General features: G+C 71.0%; 17 protein-coding genes and 1 tRNA gene. 7 read left to right on the plus strand and 11 right to left on the minus strand.

What is annotated here, in order from left to right; genetic code table 11:
* Window positions 1-48: 48 nt before the first annotated feature.
* Together otsB and otsA are read right to left on the minus strand one after the other, a co-directional pair.
* Window positions 49-819 carry a trehalose-phosphatase gene (gene otsB / locus C1N91_RS10200; protein ID WP_254678220.1) on the minus strand — a complete coding sequence of 257 codons (771 nt, stop codon included), beginning with the start codon at window positions 817-819 and terminating at the stop codon, window positions 49-51.
* A gap of 4 nt (window positions 820-823) precedes the next feature.
* Entirely contained in the window at window positions 824-2,413 is a 1,590-nt protein-coding gene (gene otsA / locus C1N91_RS10205; RefSeq protein ID WP_137767622.1) for an alpha,alpha-trehalose-phosphate synthase (UDP-forming), read from the minus strand.
* A gap of 107 nt (window positions 2,414-2,520) precedes the next feature.
* Between otsA and C1N91_RS10210 the strand changes: the two genes are divergently transcribed.
* Window positions 2,521-3,495 (plus strand): magnesium transporter CorA family protein, encoded by a 975-nt coding sequence (locus C1N91_RS10210; protein WP_137767623.1) that lies wholly within the window; start codon window positions 2,521-2,523, stop codon window positions 3,493-3,495.
* Between the two features lie 51 nt (window positions 3,496-3,546).
* On the opposite strand, the gene C1N91_RS10215 is transcribed toward C1N91_RS10210, so the two are convergent.
* A complete protein-coding gene (locus tag C1N91_RS10215; RefSeq protein ID WP_137767624.1) occupies window positions 3,547-4,698 on the minus strand; it encodes an SLC13 family permease in 1,152 nt (383 codons plus the stop codon).
* A 93-nt stretch (window positions 4,699-4,791) separates the two neighbouring features.
* On the opposite strand from C1N91_RS10215, the gene C1N91_RS10220 reads away from it, so the two are divergent.
* A complete protein-coding gene (locus C1N91_RS10220) occupies window positions 4,792-4,983 on the plus strand; it encodes a hypothetical protein (RefSeq protein WP_058728987.1) in 192 nt (63 codons plus the stop codon).
* A 135-nt stretch (window positions 4,984-5,118) separates the two neighbouring features.
* Here the strand turns inward: C1N91_RS10220 and C1N91_RS10225 are convergent, their stop codons facing one another.
* Window positions 5,119-6,297, minus strand: coding sequence for a mechanosensitive ion channel family protein (locus C1N91_RS10225; RefSeq protein ID WP_137767625.1), 1,179 nt, complete (start codon window positions 6,295-6,297; stop codon window positions 5,119-5,121).
* A gap of 115 nt (window positions 6,298-6,412) precedes the next feature.
* Between C1N91_RS10225 and C1N91_RS10230 the strand changes: the two genes are divergently transcribed.
* Window positions 6,413-7,966 (plus strand): amino acid permease, encoded by a 1,554-nt coding sequence (locus C1N91_RS10230; protein ID WP_137767626.1) that lies wholly within the window; start codon window positions 6,413-6,415, stop codon window positions 7,964-7,966.
* Between the two features lie 46 nt (window positions 7,967-8,012).
* Window positions 8,013-8,318 (plus strand): hypothetical protein, encoded by a 306-nt coding sequence (locus C1N91_RS10235; RefSeq protein WP_137767627.1) that lies wholly within the window; start codon window positions 8,013-8,015, stop codon window positions 8,316-8,318.
* Window positions 8,319-8,599: 281 nt separating this feature from the next.
* Here C1N91_RS10235 and C1N91_RS10240 read toward each other — a convergent pair whose 3' ends face one another.
* From C1N91_RS10240 to C1N91_RS10255, 4 genes are all read right to left on the minus strand, one after another.
* The gene (locus C1N91_RS10240) at window positions 8,600-8,812 is read right to left on the minus strand and encodes an SCO4848 family membrane protein (RefSeq protein ID WP_137767628.1); all 213 of its coding nucleotides are present in this window, start codon (window positions 8,810-8,812) and stop codon (window positions 8,600-8,602) included.
* A gap of 225 nt (window positions 8,813-9,037) precedes the next feature.
* Window positions 9,038-9,988, minus strand: coding sequence for a hypothetical protein (locus C1N91_RS10245; protein ID WP_137767629.1), 951 nt, complete (start codon window positions 9,986-9,988; stop codon window positions 9,038-9,040).
* Entirely contained in the window at window positions 9,985-10,446 is a 462-nt protein-coding gene (locus C1N91_RS10250; protein WP_137767630.1) for an ImmA/IrrE family metallo-endopeptidase, read from the minus strand. Before C1N91_RS10250 ends, C1N91_RS10245 begins: the two co-directional genes overlap by 4 nt.
* Window positions 10,443-10,883, minus strand: a complete 441-nt coding sequence (locus C1N91_RS10255; RefSeq protein WP_137767631.1) for a hypothetical protein — start codon at window positions 10,881-10,883, stop codon at window positions 10,443-10,445. The genes C1N91_RS10250 and C1N91_RS10255 overlap by 4 nt, the downstream gene beginning before the upstream one ends.
* 83 nt (window positions 10,884-10,966) lie before the next feature.
* Between C1N91_RS10255 and C1N91_RS10260 the strand changes: the two genes are divergently transcribed.
* Complete coding sequence (locus C1N91_RS10260) at window positions 10,967-11,617, plus strand: IMPACT family protein (protein WP_137767632.1); 651 nt, start codon at window positions 10,967-10,969, stop codon at window positions 11,615-11,617.
* Between the two features lie 166 nt (window positions 11,618-11,783).
* Here C1N91_RS10260 and C1N91_RS10265 read toward each other — a convergent pair.
* Window positions 11,784-11,856 (minus strand) — tRNA-Lys (locus tag C1N91_RS10265).
* 113 nt (window positions 11,857-11,969) lie between these two features.
* Here C1N91_RS10265 and bcp point away from each other — a divergent pair.
* Window positions 11,970-12,440, plus strand: coding sequence for a thioredoxin-dependent thiol peroxidase (gene bcp, locus C1N91_RS10270; RefSeq protein WP_137767633.1), 471 nt, complete (start codon window positions 11,970-11,972; stop codon window positions 12,438-12,440).
* An 89-nt stretch (window positions 12,441-12,529) separates the two neighbouring features.
* On the opposite strand, the gene C1N91_RS10275 is transcribed toward bcp, so the two are convergent.
* Window positions 12,530-12,961 carry a hypothetical protein gene (locus C1N91_RS10275; protein ID WP_137767634.1) on the minus strand — a complete coding sequence of 144 codons (432 nt, stop codon included), beginning with the start codon at window positions 12,959-12,961 and terminating at the stop codon, window positions 12,530-12,532.
* A 257-nt stretch (window positions 12,962-13,218) separates the two neighbouring features.
* Between C1N91_RS10275 and C1N91_RS10280 the strand changes: the two genes are divergently transcribed.
* On the plus strand, window positions 13,219-13,467 hold the full coding sequence (locus tag C1N91_RS10280; protein ID WP_022904217.1) for a WhiB family transcriptional regulator: 249 nt from the start codon (window positions 13,219-13,221) through the stop codon (window positions 13,465-13,467).
* A 193-nt stretch (window positions 13,468-13,660) separates the two neighbouring features.
* On the opposite strand, the gene C1N91_RS10285 is transcribed toward C1N91_RS10280, so the two are convergent.
* The gene (locus tag C1N91_RS10285; RefSeq protein ID WP_137767635.1) at window positions 13,661-15,166 is read right to left on the minus strand and encodes a sensor histidine kinase; all 1,506 of its coding nucleotides are present in this window, start codon (window positions 15,164-15,166) and stop codon (window positions 13,661-13,663) included.
* Window positions 15,167-15,179: the final 13 nt, after the last annotated feature.

Consider the following 15,179-nt stretch of genomic DNA (forward strand, 5'->3'; position numbering starts at 1 on the left):
ACCAACCGGACACGACCTGCACCGGACGGGAGGCGCGGGGCCGGGTCGTCAGCGCGTGGCCCGCAGGCGCGCCAGCTGCTTCAGGACGTCGGTGAGCGCTGCGGGATCAGCGACGCGGTGCGCCGCGAGCGTGTCGCCCTCCCCCACCTTCACGCCGACGTCGCCGTCCCGGAGCACCCGGAAGGCGTCCTCGTCGGTGACGTCGTCACCGGCGAAGAACACGGCGTCGGCCCCGCGCAGCTCGCGGAGCCGGTCGATCGCGTCGCCCTTCGTGACGTGGCGCACCGCGAACTCGACGATGTCCTTGCCCCCGCGCTCGAGCACGTCGGGGTCGGCGTCGTGCGCGGCCCGGCTCGCGGCGGCGTTCGCCTCGGCCGCGACCTCGGCGCTCACCCGGCGCGTGTGCAGTCCGTGCCCGGCCGGCTTGTGCTCGACGACGACGCCGGGGAACCTGGCACCGACCTCGTCGAGGGCGGCGCCGACACGGTCGACCCGTGCGCGCTCGTCCTCGCTGAGCGCGGCCTCGTCGTGGCCGTCGACGCGCCACTCGACGCCGTGCGACCCGACGAGCGCCATGCCGTCTGGCGCGTGCGACACCCGGGCGAGCCCCTCGAGCGGACGCCCGGAGACGAGGACCACCTCGGTGTCGCGAGCACGCTGCAGGGTCAGGACCGCGGCCCAGGAGCCGGGCAGGGCCCCGACCTGTGCCGGGTCGTCGGCGAAGGGTGCGAGGGTGCCGTCGAAGTCGAGCGCGACGAGCAGTCGCGGCGTAGCCGCGAGCGTCTCGAGGGCCGACGACAGGGCGGACGGGTCGGTCACGGTCTCAGGCACCACGGGCCTCCCGGGTGTCCTCGGCGGCACGTGCCGTCTGCGCGTCCTGGTCGAAGATCGACGTCGCGTCCTGCAGCTCCTCGACGTGCTGGTCGCCCGGGTCCGACGCCGACGGGTCGAGCTTGGCGCGGTTCGGGGCGTGCCGGTCGAGCGCCTCGAGGAACGACCGCGACCAGCGGGCCACGTCGTTGTCGCGGACGCGCTTGCGGAGCGCGCGCATGCGCGTCGAGCGCTCGCGTCGGGGCATCTCGATGGCGCGCTGGATCGAGTCCTTGAGCGCGCCGATGTCGTGCGGGTTGACGATGACGGCCTGCTTCAGCTCGTCGGCGGCCCCGGCGAACTCGGACAGGATCAGCACGCCGTCGTTGTCGAACCGGGCCGCGACGTACTCCTTCGCCACCAGGTTCATGCCGTCGCGCAGGGCGGTGACGAGCATGATGTCGGCGGCGAGGTAGAGCGCGACCATCTCCTCGCGCGGGTACCCGTGGTGCAGGTAGGCGATCGGCTGGTGCCCGATCACACCGAGGTCGCCGTTGATCCGGCCGACCGTCAGCTCGATCTCGTCGCGGAGCGCCGCGTAGGTGTCCACACGTTCGCGGCTCGGGCTGGCGACCTGCACGAGCGTGGCGTCCTCGACCTTGATGCGGCCGTCCTCGATGAGCTCGCCGAACGCCTTGATGCGGTGCCGGATGCCCTTCGTGTAGTCGAGCCGGTCGACGCCGAGCAGCACCGTCGTCGGGTTGCCCAGGCTCTCGCGGATCTCCCGCGCGCGCTCCTGCACCTCGGGTCGGTGGGCGATCTCCTCGAAGCTCTCGGCGTCGATCGAGATCGGGAAGTGGCGGGCCTCGACGTGGCGCACGGTGATGCCCTTGCGGCTCCGCGGCGCGGCCGGGTCGTCGACGGGGACGTCGATCGTCGAGCCCTTGGTCGTGTAGCCCTTGATGTGCCGGACGGCACGGAGGAAGTCGCTCGCGTCGTCCTGGCGCTGGAAGCCGATGACGTCGGCGCCGAGCAGCCCGTCGAGGATCTGCGCGCGCCACGGCAGCTGCGCGTAGATGCCGACCGGCGGGAACGGGATGTGGTTGAAGAACCCGATGGTCAGGTCGGGTCGACGCTCGCGGAGCATCGCCGGCAGGAGCTGCAGCTGGTAGTCCTGCACCCAGACGATGCCGTCCTGCTCGACGATCTCGGCGATCTGGTCGGCGAAGCGGGCGTTGACACGGCGGTAGGCGTTCCACCAGTCGCGGTGGTAGCTCGGGTGCTCGATGACGTCGTGGTACAGCGGCCACAGCGTGTCGTTGCTGAAGCCCTCGTAGTACTCCTCCACGTCGTCGGCGCTCAGCGGCACCGGGACGATGTGGATGCCCTCGTTGTCGAACGGGGCGACCTCGACGTCTGGCTGGCCGACCCACCCGACCCAGGCACCGTCGTTGGCGCGCATGACCGGCTCGAGCGCCGTCACCAGCCCGCCGGGCGAGTGCCGCCAGCCCTCGTTGCCGTCCTCGTCGACGACGCGGTCCACCGGGAGGCGGTTCGAGGCGACGACGAAGGCGTAGCGGTCCGGGTCGGTGTCTGCTGCCATGGGGTGGTGGTGTCTCCGTTCCCCCCGGCCGAGGCGCCGGGATCGAGGCCGACGGTACCAGCGGAGCGACACCGGGCTCTCGGCCCGTCGTCACTAGGCTCGTCGGCATGGTCATGACACGGGCGTGGCGGGACGGCACCGCGGTGGAGCGGGACTTCCCCGTCGAGCGGGTGTCGGACCTGCTCGACCGGCACGACGGGACCTTCGTCTGGGTCGACCACGTGGACCCGTCACCCGACGAGCTGGCCCAGGTCGAGGACGAGCTCGGCGTGCACGCACTCGCGGTCGAGGACGCCCTCGAGCAGGGGCAGCGTCCGAAGCTCGACCGCTACCGCGACAGCCTCTTCCTGGTGGTCTACGACGTCGACGGTCTCGACGCCGACGGCGACCTCGTGACCCACGAGGTGAAGGCCTTCGTCACGCAGCACGCCCTCGTCACGATCCACGGGTCCGACGTCGACCTGCGCTCCGTTGAGCGACGCCTCGACGCCAACGCCGACATGTCCGACCGCGGGGTGCCGTGGCTGGTCTGGGGGCTCCTCGACGCGGTGGTCGACCACGCCACGTCGGCGGTCGAGGACATCGAGGCGCGCATCGACGACCTCGAGGACGACCTCTTCGAGCACGGCAACCCGCGCGAACAGCAGATCCAGCGCCGGTCGTTCCGGCTGCGGAAGGCCCTCGGGGTGCTCCGCCGCCAGGTCGTGCCGACCAGGGACAGCGTCGGGGCCCTGCTGCACGGTGACGCCGGGACCATCGCCGACGGCATCCGGCCGTACTTCCGCGACGTCGAGGACCACCTGGTGACGATCGCCGACTCGGTCGAGCAGTTGCGTGACTCGGTGTCGAGCGTCCTCGACACGAACCTGAACCTGGCGTCGAACCGGCAGAACACCGTGATGAAGAAGGTGACGAGCTGGGCCGCGATCATCGCGATCCCGACCGCCATCACGGGGTTCTTCGGGCAGAACGTGACGTTCCCGGGCGAGGGGCACTGGAGCGGCCTGCTCGCGTCGGTGTCCCTGATCGTCGCGACGTCGCTCGTGCTCTACCGGGTCTTCAAGAGCAAGGACTGGCTGTAGTCACCCGCGCGCTGCGTGCGGGTACGCTCGCCCGTCGGCGCCGCGTCCGCCTCAGAGCTGCAGTGCCAGCACGCCCGCGACGACCGTGAGCGGCGCCACGATGCACCCGAGTGCCATGTAGCGACCCCACGACAGGTGCACGCCCTCGGCCGACAGCCGCGCGTGCCAGAGCAGCGTGGCGAGTGAGGCCCACGGGGTGATGAGGCAGCCCGCGTTCACGCCGACCAGCAGCGCGGCGTAGCGCAGGGCCTCGTGCCCGGCGGCCGGTTCGAGCACCAGGTAGGCGGGCAGGTTGTCGATCGCGTTCGCCGCGACCCCTCCGGCGCCGCCGAGCAGCAGGAGCGACCCGGTGTCGGTCCCGCCGGACAGCGCCTGCACGATCGGGTCGGTCAGGCCCGTGGTGTGCAGGGTCTCGACGACGACGAAGAGCCCGGCCGCGAAGACCAGCGTCGACCACGGCACGCGGGACGGCCGGAGCTCGGACGGGGCCCGGAATGCGGCGACCACGACGAGCAGCGCCGCTGCGACGAGTGCCGCGATCCACACCGTCACGCCGGCGGTCAGCGCGACCACGAGCAGGACGAGCACGGCCGACGCCGCCCAGAAGAACAGGGGGTCGCTCGGCCGTCGGACGTCGACCGGCGTGTAGCGGCCGAAGAGCTTGCCGCGGAACACCACGAGGAGCACCGCGCACGGCACGACGACCCCGGCGAGCGCCGCCCACACCATGAGTCCGGCGAACGGGATCGGACCGTCGAGCCCGATCTTGTCGACGGCGAGCAGGTTCGTCAGGTTCGACACGGGCAGCAGCAGCGACGCCGTGTTCGCGAGCCAGACGGTCGTCAGCGCGAAGGGCATCGGCGGCAGCCCGACCCGGCGCGCGAGCGTGATGACGATCGGGGTGAGGAGCACCGCGGTGGTGTCGATGCTCAGGAAGACGGTGCAGACCACGGCGAGCACGACGACCGCGGCCCAGAGCCCGATGGTGCGTCCGCCGCCGATCCGTGCCGCGAGGTCCGCGAGCCGGTCGAAGACGCCCGCGTCGGCCGCGAGCTCGGACACGATCGTCAGCCCGAGCACGAACGCGAGCACCGGGACGACCCGGTCCGCGAGCACGCCGAGGTCGGACAGGGGGAGCAGCCCGAGCGCGACGCACACGGCGCCGACGACCAGCAGCACTCCCCCGATGACGGCCTGACGCACGGTTTCTCCTCGCTCTGTGGACCGGCAGGGCGACCGGCGGCGCTCCAATGTAGCGGCCGGTAGCGTGGCGGGGACGACCAGGAGGAGGAACCCGTGCGGAAGTTCATGTTCAGCGGTGCGGTGTGGAGTTCGATCATCAGCGGCTACAGCGTCGTGCAGACCACCCGGCAGGGACCGCGTGACTGGCGGCTGGCCCTCACGTGGATCGCGTGGCTCGCGACGACGATCGTCGCGCTCGGCACGGTCGTCGAGGACGACCGAGCCGTGAAGGCGCGTCAGCGCTAGGACGCACGTCGCGGTCACGGCGCGCTCGCGACGGGACGCACGTCGCGGTCACGGTGGTGACACGGAGAAGGACGGGAGGCGCGGTACCGACTGGTACCGCGCCTCCCGTCCGTCGTGGGGTCGCCTCGCGATGGTTCAGCGCTCGGGCGGGACCTCCTCCGGCCGGATCCCGGACGTCTGGATCGGACCGGTGAAGAGCGCGGTGCGCTCGTCGCCCTCGCGGAAGAGCGCGGCGTCCTGCTCGTCGGTGCGCGGACGGCGCTTGCCGACCCGCTCGGTGCCCTGCGTGACCTGCACGCGCTGCCGGGGCAGGGCGTCGGGGTGCTCCCGCTGCACCCACTCGACCATCTCCTCGCGCACGTAGCAGCGCAGGTCGAAGAGCCCGCCGGCGTCCGGGGCGGAGACCAGGATGCGGACCCGCACGAGACCGCTCACCGCGTCCGTGACCTGCAGGACCTTGGTGCGGCCGTCCCAGATGGTCGAGGTCGACAGGATGCGGTCGAGCTCGTCGCGCATCTCGGTCGGGCTGATCCGCCAGTCCAGGTCGAACTCGACGGCGCCGAGCAGTTCGCTGCCGGTCCTCGTCCAGTTCTCGAAGGGGGTCGACGTGAAGTACGTCGACGGGAGCACGAAGCGCCGGTCGTCCCAGAGGTGCACGACGACGTAGGTCAGCGTGATCTCCTCGATGCGACCCCACTGCTGTTCCACCACGACGACGTCGTCGACGCGGATCGACCCCGAGAACGCGAGCTGCATGCCCGCGAAGACGTTGCCGAGGGTCGACTGCGCCGCGAGACCCGCGACGACGGAGATCAGCCCGGCCGATGCCAGGACGCTGGCGCCGGCGGCCTCGACACCGGGGAACGTGAGCAGGATCGCGCCGACGGCGATGATGACGAGCACGGCGACCGTGAGTCGCCGGATGATGAGGACCTGCGTGCGGATCCGTCGCGCGACCCGGTTGTCGGGGACGTCGACCCGGTAGCGGTGCAGGCCGAGGTCCTCGAGGAAGATCGCGATCTGGCACGCCAACCAGCAGCCCACGGCGATCGTCGCGATGAGGAAGGCGTGCGAGACCTCGTCCCGCCACGGGTAGCCTTCCGTGTCGTGCGGGACGCTCGACGCGAACGCGGCCCAGAGCAGGGCCACGAGGAGCATCGTCCGGGCCGGGTGCTTCGTCCGGCGGGACAGCACCGCTGCCCAGCGTTCACGGCGCGCGATCGTCCGGAGCACCAGGTGCAGGACGAGCGCTGCGGCTGCGGTCACGAGCAGGGCGATCCCGATCGCGACGAGGAGTCGGAGGAGGGTGTCCATCCGTCCATGCTGTCGGACCGGCCCGTCCGGACGTTCAGCGTCGACACACCTGTGGTCTCGCTCAGGGTGGGGTTCCGTTCCACCCCGGAGCGTCAGCGCATGTAGGTTGGCGCGCATGACAGCGCAGAACGACACGGGTGTTGCGAAGCCCGCGAACGACTTCTCGCACGAGCAGGAGGGCTACCAGCACGGTCTGAAGCCCCGGCAACTGCAGATGATCGCGATCGGCGGGGCCATCGGCACCGGGCTCTTCCTCGGCGCGGGCGGACGCCTCCACACCGCCGGGCCGGCGCTCGCGGTCACGTACCTGGTCGCCGGCGTCTTCGCGTTCTTCATCCTGCGCGCGCTCGGCGAGCTCGTGCTGCACCGCCCCTCCTCCGGGTCGTTCATCTCCTACGCCCGCGAGTTCTACGGCGAGAAGTTCGCCTACGCCGCCGGCTGGATGTACTTCCTGAACTGGGCGATGACCTCGATCGTCGACACCACCGCCGTCGCGCTCTACCTGCAGTACTGGAAGGCGTTCACCGCGGCACCGCAGTGGCTCCTCGCGCTCATCGCGCTCGTCGTCGTGCTCGCCGCCAACATGGTCGCCGTCAAGGTGTTCGGCGAGCTCGAGTTCTGGTTCGCCCTCATCAAGGTGGCCGCGCTCGTCGCGTTCCTCGTGATCGCGCTCGTCTGGCTCGTCTTCGCCTTCCCGGTGGAGACCGGCGGCGAAGCGGTCCGCACGGGCTTCTCGATCTGGGCGGACAACGGCGGGCTCATCCCGAACGGCGTGCTGCCCGCGGTCCTCGTGATCCAGGGCGTCGTGTTCGCGTACGCCGCGATCGAGCTCGTCGGCACGGCGTCGGGCGAGACCCAAGACACCGAGAAGGTCATCCCCCGCGCCATCAACTCCGTCGTCTTCCGCATCGCGGTCTTCTACGTGGGCTCGGTCGTCCTGCTCTCCCTGCTCCTGCCGTACACCTCGTACAAGGAGGGCGAGAGCCCGTTCGTGACGTTCTTCTCGTCGCTCGGCAACCCGCAGGTCGGCGTGGTCGCCGGCTCGATCATGAACTTCGTCGTGCTCACCGCGGCGCTCTCGTCGCTCAACGCGGGCCTGTACTCGACCGGCCGCGCGCTGCACTCGATGGGCATGAACGGCTCCGCGCCGAAGTGGACCACGAAGATGTCGAAGGGCGGTGTGCCCTACGCCGGCATCCTGCTCACCGCGGCCTTCACCGTCGCGGGCGTCGCGCTGAACTACTTCGTCCCGGCGCAGGCGTTCGAGATCGCACTGAACGTCGCGAGCCTCGGGATCATCACCGCGTGGGGCACGATCATCCTCTGCCAGATGAAGCTGCGGCAGTGGGCGAAGCAGGGGCTCGCGAAGGAGCCGTCGTTCAAGCTCCCCGGTGCCCCGGTGACCTCGTGGCTGACCCTGGCGTTCCTGGCGTCGGTGGTCGTGCTGATGGCGATCGACTACCCGGTCGGCACGTGGACGATCGCCTCGCTCGTGGTGATCATCCCGCTGCTGATCGTGGGCTGGTTCCTGCAGCGCGACCGCATCCTGCGCATCGCAGCACTCCGCGAGGGCGTCACCGGGCCGTTCCCGATCGGCGTCCGCGACCCCGGGAACCAGGTCCGCCGCGACGGCCACGACGGGTCGGGCACCGGCAACACCCGCAGCTGATCGCGCCTTCCGGACAGGGTCCGGTGCGCGCCGGTACGATCGGCGCGTGCCGGACCCTTCTGTCTCCCCCACGCTCGACCTGCGTCTGACCTGGCGCGGGACCGTCGGCCGCATCCGGGTCTACGACGACACCGTCCGTGCGGAGACGAGCTTCGAGCGCGACGGGCTGACGTCGGTGCCGATGGACCGGATCAGGGGCTGGCGCATCGAGCCGTGCGACTTCGACGCCGTGTGCGTGGAGTTCGTGTGCGCGGACGAGACCTTCCGGGTGCTGCTCGACACCGGTGACGAGCAGGTGGCGCGGCTCGGGCTCGAGCGGGCACTCGGGGCGCCGCTCCCGCCGGCTTCCTGAGCCCGGACGCTCGGGTCTCGGGCGCGGCAGGCGCGGCAGGCGCGGACGTCGGACGTCGCGGCGTCGAGGCGTTCGTCCCGGCGATCGAGACGCCGGCGTTCCGGTGTCGACCGGACCGTGCGAGACGCCGGCGTCGGTGCGAGACGCCTTCTCCGGGCCGAGACGCCGCCGGATCCGGGGGCGTCTCGCCAGCACGAAGGCGTCTCGTCGGTACGCCGGCGTCTCGTCGGGACCGCGGCGTCTCGTCGGTACGCCGGCGTCTCGCCGGTGCGCGGCGCGCGTCAGAGCAGCAGCAGGATCCCCGCCACCACGGCCGCGAGGGCGATCACCAGCGCGATGAGCAGCAGCACCAGGTGCACGGTGTAGAACGTCGTCGGCTTGCCCGCGGCGTCGCGCGCTCGGCTGTCCTTCGCGACCCGCTGGAAGAAGCGCGGCCAGGTGACGACGTTGAAGACGGCGGCGACGAACAGGACGATGGCGGCGAAGGCGGTCACACGAAGATTCTAGACAGCGGCGCCGAGCCACTCCGCTGCAGCTCGGTGCCGGCGATCCGAGGACCCGGGGGTGCTCGGCCGCCCCCAACGCGGCCGAGACCTCCCCGGCGTGCCGAGCACGAGGGCGTCCCTCGTGTAGCACGTGCTACAGACCCTACACGGACCAACGACGAAACGTCGAGCGCTGCTCGGGAACGTGATCGGACCGATGCAGTCGAGCAGAGCTCAGGCCCGGTCGGCGGAGGTGTCGAGCACCTCGTCCAGCGCCGTCTCCGCCTCGGCGAGCACCGCGCGCTCGTCGTCGTCGAGTGGCCGGCGTGATCGCCGCGCACCGTCGTTGATCTCGACGATCGCGCGACTGAGCCGTGTCGCCGTGTCCTCGGTGGCCGGGTACGCGTTGTCGGTGCCGATCCGGTCGTGCAGGTGCTCCAGCGACGCGAGCGCGGCGTCGAGTCGACGTGCACGGCGCCGGCGTGCGAGCTGGTGGCCGATGACGAGCAGAAGCATCCCCGATGCCATGCAGAGCACCGCACCCGGCGTCGTGACGTCGTAGGGCGGCGTGAGCGCACGGGTGACGTCGAGGCGGCCGACGACGTGCGCGACGTCCATGACGGCGACGACGACCATCCGCACGACCCCGAGGACGCCGCCGAGCACGATCACCCACAGGCCGACCAGGTCGGCGGCCGTGCGGGCCTCCCGCAGGCGCATGGTGCAGATCACGCCCGTGGCGCCGACCGCGGTGCCCAGGTAGGTGGTCTGTGCGATCGAGTACACGGCCGCTGCCGGCTGGTCCCCCGCGACGAGCATGAACGTCGTGGTGGTCGGCGGCCGGTCGAGCGCGAGGAAGGCCGCCACGACCACCACCACGACGACCACGAACGCGACCACGATCGCCGTCCGCAGCCACCGCCACGCCGCACCCACGGCCTTCGCGACCCCCCACAAGAGCGTGCTCGTCCCGGCGACCATCAGGCAGTCACTGACCACCGTGACGACGTTGCGTCCGCCGACGAGCGGGTCGAGCCAGCGGTAGAGCGGATCGACGTTCGTGACGATCGTCGCGGTGAAGAGCAGGAACGTCACCGCGAGCGTGCGGTCCTGGCCGCGCTGCAGACGGAACAACACCACCGTCCCGACGACGAGCACCACCGCCATCGCGACGGAGACGATCACCCGAAGACTCCGCGGAAGGCGCTCGGACGGCCGCGGTTCGAACGGATCAGCGCGGCGAGGCGGTCGGCGAAGAGCTCGGCCTCGTGCTCGTAGGCGTTCGAGAACAACCCGCGGGCGAGGGCACGCTCGACCTTGTACTCGGGCACGTCCGGGATCACGTCGCGCACGTACGCCGACTGTGCCGCGTGCTCCGAGTGCCGGTGCAGCACGTGCCCGAGCTCGTGGCCGATGACGAACGAGCGGAACGTCGCGGAGTTCGTCGGCGAGATCATCACCAGGTGCTGGTGCTCGAGCGTGGCCACGAAGCCGCAGACCGGCTCGGCGCTGAGGAACGACTCCTCGCGCACGACGACCGGCTTGCCGACGTGGTCGGCGGCAGCGGCGACGGCCTGGTCGATGTCCGACCAGCCCTCGGCCGCCCCGCGGGCCCAGAAGGCCTCCACCGAGGCGTCCGTCACGCGACACCCCCTCGTGCCGACTCCTCTTCGAGCACACGGGCGATGCGCCGCAGGGCCTCCGGCGAGAGCTCCCCCGGGAACGTGCGGGCGGCGAACCCGCTCACGCGGGCCGACCGGAGCGCGCGCACGAGCTCGATCTGCGCGCCGATGCGCTCGGGTACGGCGCTGTCCTCGAGCAGGAACCGCTCGTCGACCTCGAAGAACCCGGCGAGCAGGCGCAGCAGGTCCGTATCGCGGTTGCGTCGGCCGTCGCCGGAGAGCATGTAGGTCCACTTCGCGCGGGAGAGCGAACCGCCCTGTGCCGCGACGTACTCCTCGATCGCCGCGAAGGGCACCGGAGCGCCGCGCTGCGACTCCTCGAAGTCGAGCAGCAGGTTGAGCCGGCGGGCGAGCTCGGCTGCGTCGAGCGCGCCGCCCCTGGGATCCACGGTCGTCATGTCGATCGGACTCCTCCCCAGTCGTCGGCTGTGCACGCCATGGTAGCGCGGGCCGCCGATGACACGCGGCTACCCTCGACGACGTGCCCCGCCACTTCCCGTCGACCGTCGCCGACACCGTCGAGCACGAGCTGGTCGTCACGCGGTCGCGGTTCATCACGACCGTCGCTCCCGTGACCGGGGTCGCGGACGCGGAGCGCGTCGTCGCCGACGTGCGGCGGCGGTACTGGGACGCCCGGCACCACTGCTCCGCGATGGTCACGGGGGTCCTCGGAGACCAGGCGCGGTCCTCCGACGACGGGGAGCCGTCCGGCACCGCCGGGGTGCCGATGCTCGAGGTCCTGCGCCGACGCGACCTGACCGACGTGGTCGCCGTCGTGACCCGGTACTTCGGCGGTGTGAAGCTCGGCGCGGGCGGGCTCGTCCGCGCGTACTCGACCGCGGTGTCCGAGACGCTCGACCATGCCACCCTCGTGCGCCGTGCGGAACTGACCCGAGTGGACGTCACCGCGCCGCACGCGGACGCCGGCCGGATCGACAACGTGCTGCGGCAGTGGGTGCAGCAGCACGCGGCGACCTTCGACGACCCGGAGTACGGCAGCGCGGTCGCGTTCACGCTCTGGGTCCCCGAGGACGCCGTCGACCTCCTGCGTGCCGAGCTGGCAGCGACGTCGGGCGGGTCCCTGGCACCGGTCGTCGGCGGCACGCGCGTGGTCGACCTGCCCTCCGCCTGACGGCTCCTCGTGCGCCGCGGTCGGTGAACGAGATCCGTCCGACGGATCCTGGGCCCACTCGCACCTCGCGCGTGTCGCCGCTCTGGGGTTGCGATCGACCCGTCTGGGCCCCCGTCCGGGAGAACGACGAAGGCCCGGTCGGAGTGATCCGACCGGGCCTTGCTAGTGCGCCCCCTCGGACTTGAACCGAGAACCCACTGATTAAGAGTCAGTTGCTCTGCCAATTGAGCTAGAGGCGCATGGTGTTCAGTTGTCTGTCGCTCTCGCACTTCCGTGCTGCAACGGGAAACAACATTAGCATGACTTTCGGGTGCTCACGACCACTCGGGCACCGCGATCGAACAGGAGCACCATGACCGACCGTCTCGCAGCCGGCGACACCGCCCCCGACTTCACCCTCCCGGACCAGGACGGCGCGCAGCACAGCCTCGCCGACCTGCGCGGTCGCAAGGTGATCGTGTACTTCTACCCGGCCGCGTCGACCCCGGGCTGCACGACGGAGGCATGCGACTTCCGCGACAACATGTCGTCGCTGCAGGCGGCCGGCTACGAGGTGCTCGGCATCTCGAAGGACGAGCCCGCGAAGCTCAAGACGTTCCAGCACGAGCAGGCCCTCACGTTCCCGCTGCTCAGCGACCCCGACCTCGCGGTGCACCGGGCCTACGCGGCGTGGGGCGAGAAGAACAACTACGGGAAGATCGTCACCGGCACGATCCGGTCGACGATCGTCGTCGACGAGGAGGGCGTCGTGCAGCTGCCGCTCTACAACGTCAAGGCGACCGGGCACGTCGCGAGCCTGCGGAAGAAGCTCGGCCTGGTCTGAGACCCGGCCGCACGACGACCGCACCACATGACGGACGGGAGGCGCGGAGCCAGCTGGCACCGCGCCTCCCGTCCGTCGTGGGGTCGCGTCTAGTCGCCGCGTGCGTCGCGCGGGACGAGCCAGCCGGTCACCGCGCGGGACAGCACCAGGGTGAGCCCCAGCAGCGCGGGGATCAGGAGCACCCAGCCGACCCAGGCGACGCGGAAGACGCCCTGGAACGCGCCGATGGCGAGGGCGCCCTGCATCACCTGCCAGACGAGGATGCCGGCGCGCACCCAGGCACGGCGGTTGCGGAGGCCGACGACGAGCGAGACCAGCCAGAGCGCGGCGACCGCGCAGAGCAGCGTGAGTGCGATCGCCGACGCGATGCTCGACGACGGGGCGACGATCGACTCCACGAGCAGGACGACGGTGGTGACCACGAGTGCGAGTGCCTCGAGCCCCACCACGACGAGCAGGGTGGTGACGGCCGGCGGACGGTTCGGGGCACGGTCCGGAGCGGGCGGGGTGGTGTCGGGCACAGCAAGCCTCCAGATCGGGACCCTTGATTTGGTCATCCCAGTATGGAACGATATTCGAGGTCGTTTGGACGGCACGATGTGGTGTGCGTCTCCCGCGGTTCGACGCTTCTCCCCCGAGCGTCCAGCGGGCGTCAGACTCGCTCCCAGCGGAAGCCTCCCCCACAGGTTCCCCTCGTGCCCTGTGCATGCCAGCGTTCCGATCCCCGAGCCGCGGCCCCGGCCTGCCGTTCGAGCATCGACATCAAGGAGCACCACACATGGACTGGCGTGACCAGGCAGCCTGCCTCACCGCGGACCCCGAGCTCTTCTTCCCCGTTGGGAACACCGGACCGGCCGTCGACCAGATCGAGAAGGCGAAGTCGGTGTGCGCGCGCTGCACCGTGACCGAGATGTGCCTGCAGTACGCGCTCGAGAACAACCAGGACTCCGGTGTCTGGGGCGGCCTCAGCGAGGACGAGCGTCGTGCGCTGAAGCGTCGCGCCGCGCGCGCCCGCCGCGCCTCCTGACGCGTTCCTGATCCCACGACGCCCGTCGCTCCCCCGGGAGCGACGGGCGTCGTCGTGCGTGCGCGCTGCCGGCGTCGCGCTGCCTGCCGGGTGTCGAACCAGCGATCCGACGTCGAACCAGCACGTCGGGTTGGTTCGATGTCGGATGCGTGGTTCGGTACGGCGCTCGCGCTGGCGACGGCGACCGGTCGCGTCAGGCGGCGCCCGCGGCGGTCAGCCAGCGGAACGGGATCGTGATCGTGACCTCGGTCCCGCTGCCGGTGAGCGTGTGCCAGTCGATCGTGCCGCCGAGCTCGCCCTGGATGAGGGTGCGGACGATCTGCGTACCGAGACCCGAGCCGACCTTGCCCTCCGGCAGACCGACGCCGTTGTCGCGGACCTCGATGTCGAGGTGGTCGTCGCCGCGGTTCGCGACGATCTCGACCTCGCCGTCGCGGCCGTCGAGCCCGTGCTCCACCGCGTTCGTGACGAGCTCGGTCAGCCCGAGCGCGAGGGGCGTCGCCGCTTCGGAGGGCAGCACGCCGAACTCACCGGTCTTCTTCGGCCGGACGGTCGTGTTGTGTGACGCGGCGACCTCGGTGACGAGCTTGAGGACGGAGTCGAACACCTCGTCGAAGTCGACGTTCTGGCTGAGGCCGGTCGACAGGGTGTCGTGCACGACGGCGATCGCGGCGACACGGCGCATGGCGTTCTGCAGCGAGGTCCGGGCCTCGTCCGAGTGTGTCCGCCGCGCCTGGATCCGGAGCAGTGACGCGACCGTCTGCAGGTTGTTCTTCACACGGTGGTGGATCTCGCGGATCGTCGCGTCCTTGGTGATGAGCTCGCGCTCCTGGTGGCGCAGCTCGGTCACGTCGCGACAGAGCACGATCGCGCCGATGCGCTCACCGTGGTCGCGCAGCGGGATCGACCGGAGCGACACGGTCACACCCTTCGCCTCGACGTCGGCACGCCACGGCGCACGACCGGTCACGACGAGCGGGAGAGACTCGTCGACGTCGAGCTTCGAGCCGATCAGCTCCGTCGTGACCTCGGCGAGGGACTTCCGCTCGAGCTCGCCCTCGAAGCCCATCCGGTTGAAGGCGCTGAGGCCGTTCGGGCTGGCGAAGGTCACTGTGCCGTTCGTATCGAGCCGCAGTAGACCGTCGCTCGCGCGGGGCGCCCCACGCCGCGGGCCCGCGGGTGCCCCGAGGTCCGGGAAGTCCCCCGTGGCGATCATGCCGAACAGGTCGTTCGCGCTCGCCGTGAAGTTCAGCTCCTGGCGGCTCGGGGTCCGCATCTCGTCCTGGTTCGAGTGCCGTGTGACGACGGCGATCGGCCGGTCGGTCGTCTCCGTGCTGTTCGTGTTCAGCCGGCGGAGCACCGGGATCGCGCGCACGCGGGTGGGGGTGTCCTCGTACCAGTCGGGCTCGGCCGAGTCGACGACCGTGGCGCTCGCGAAGCACCGGGTGACCTGGTCGCGCCACTCCTCGCGCATCTCCTGGCCGACGATGTCGCGGTAGAACAGCGTCGCCGCCGAGCTCGGGCGGGCGTGGGCGACGGCCACGAAGGAGCCGTCCTCGGCCGTCGGGACCCAGAGGACCATGTCCGCGAAGGAGAGGTCGGCGAGGAGCTGCCAGTCCCCCACGAGCAGGTGGAGCCACTCCACGTCCGCTTCCGAGGATCGGCCTTGCGCGAGGACGAGGTCACTGAGGGTCGACACCCGGCCAGTCTAG

It is taken from the genome of Curtobacterium sp. SGAir0471 (assembly GCF_005490985.1).
Lineage (GTDB): Bacteria > Actinomycetota > Actinomycetes > Actinomycetales > Microbacteriaceae > Curtobacterium.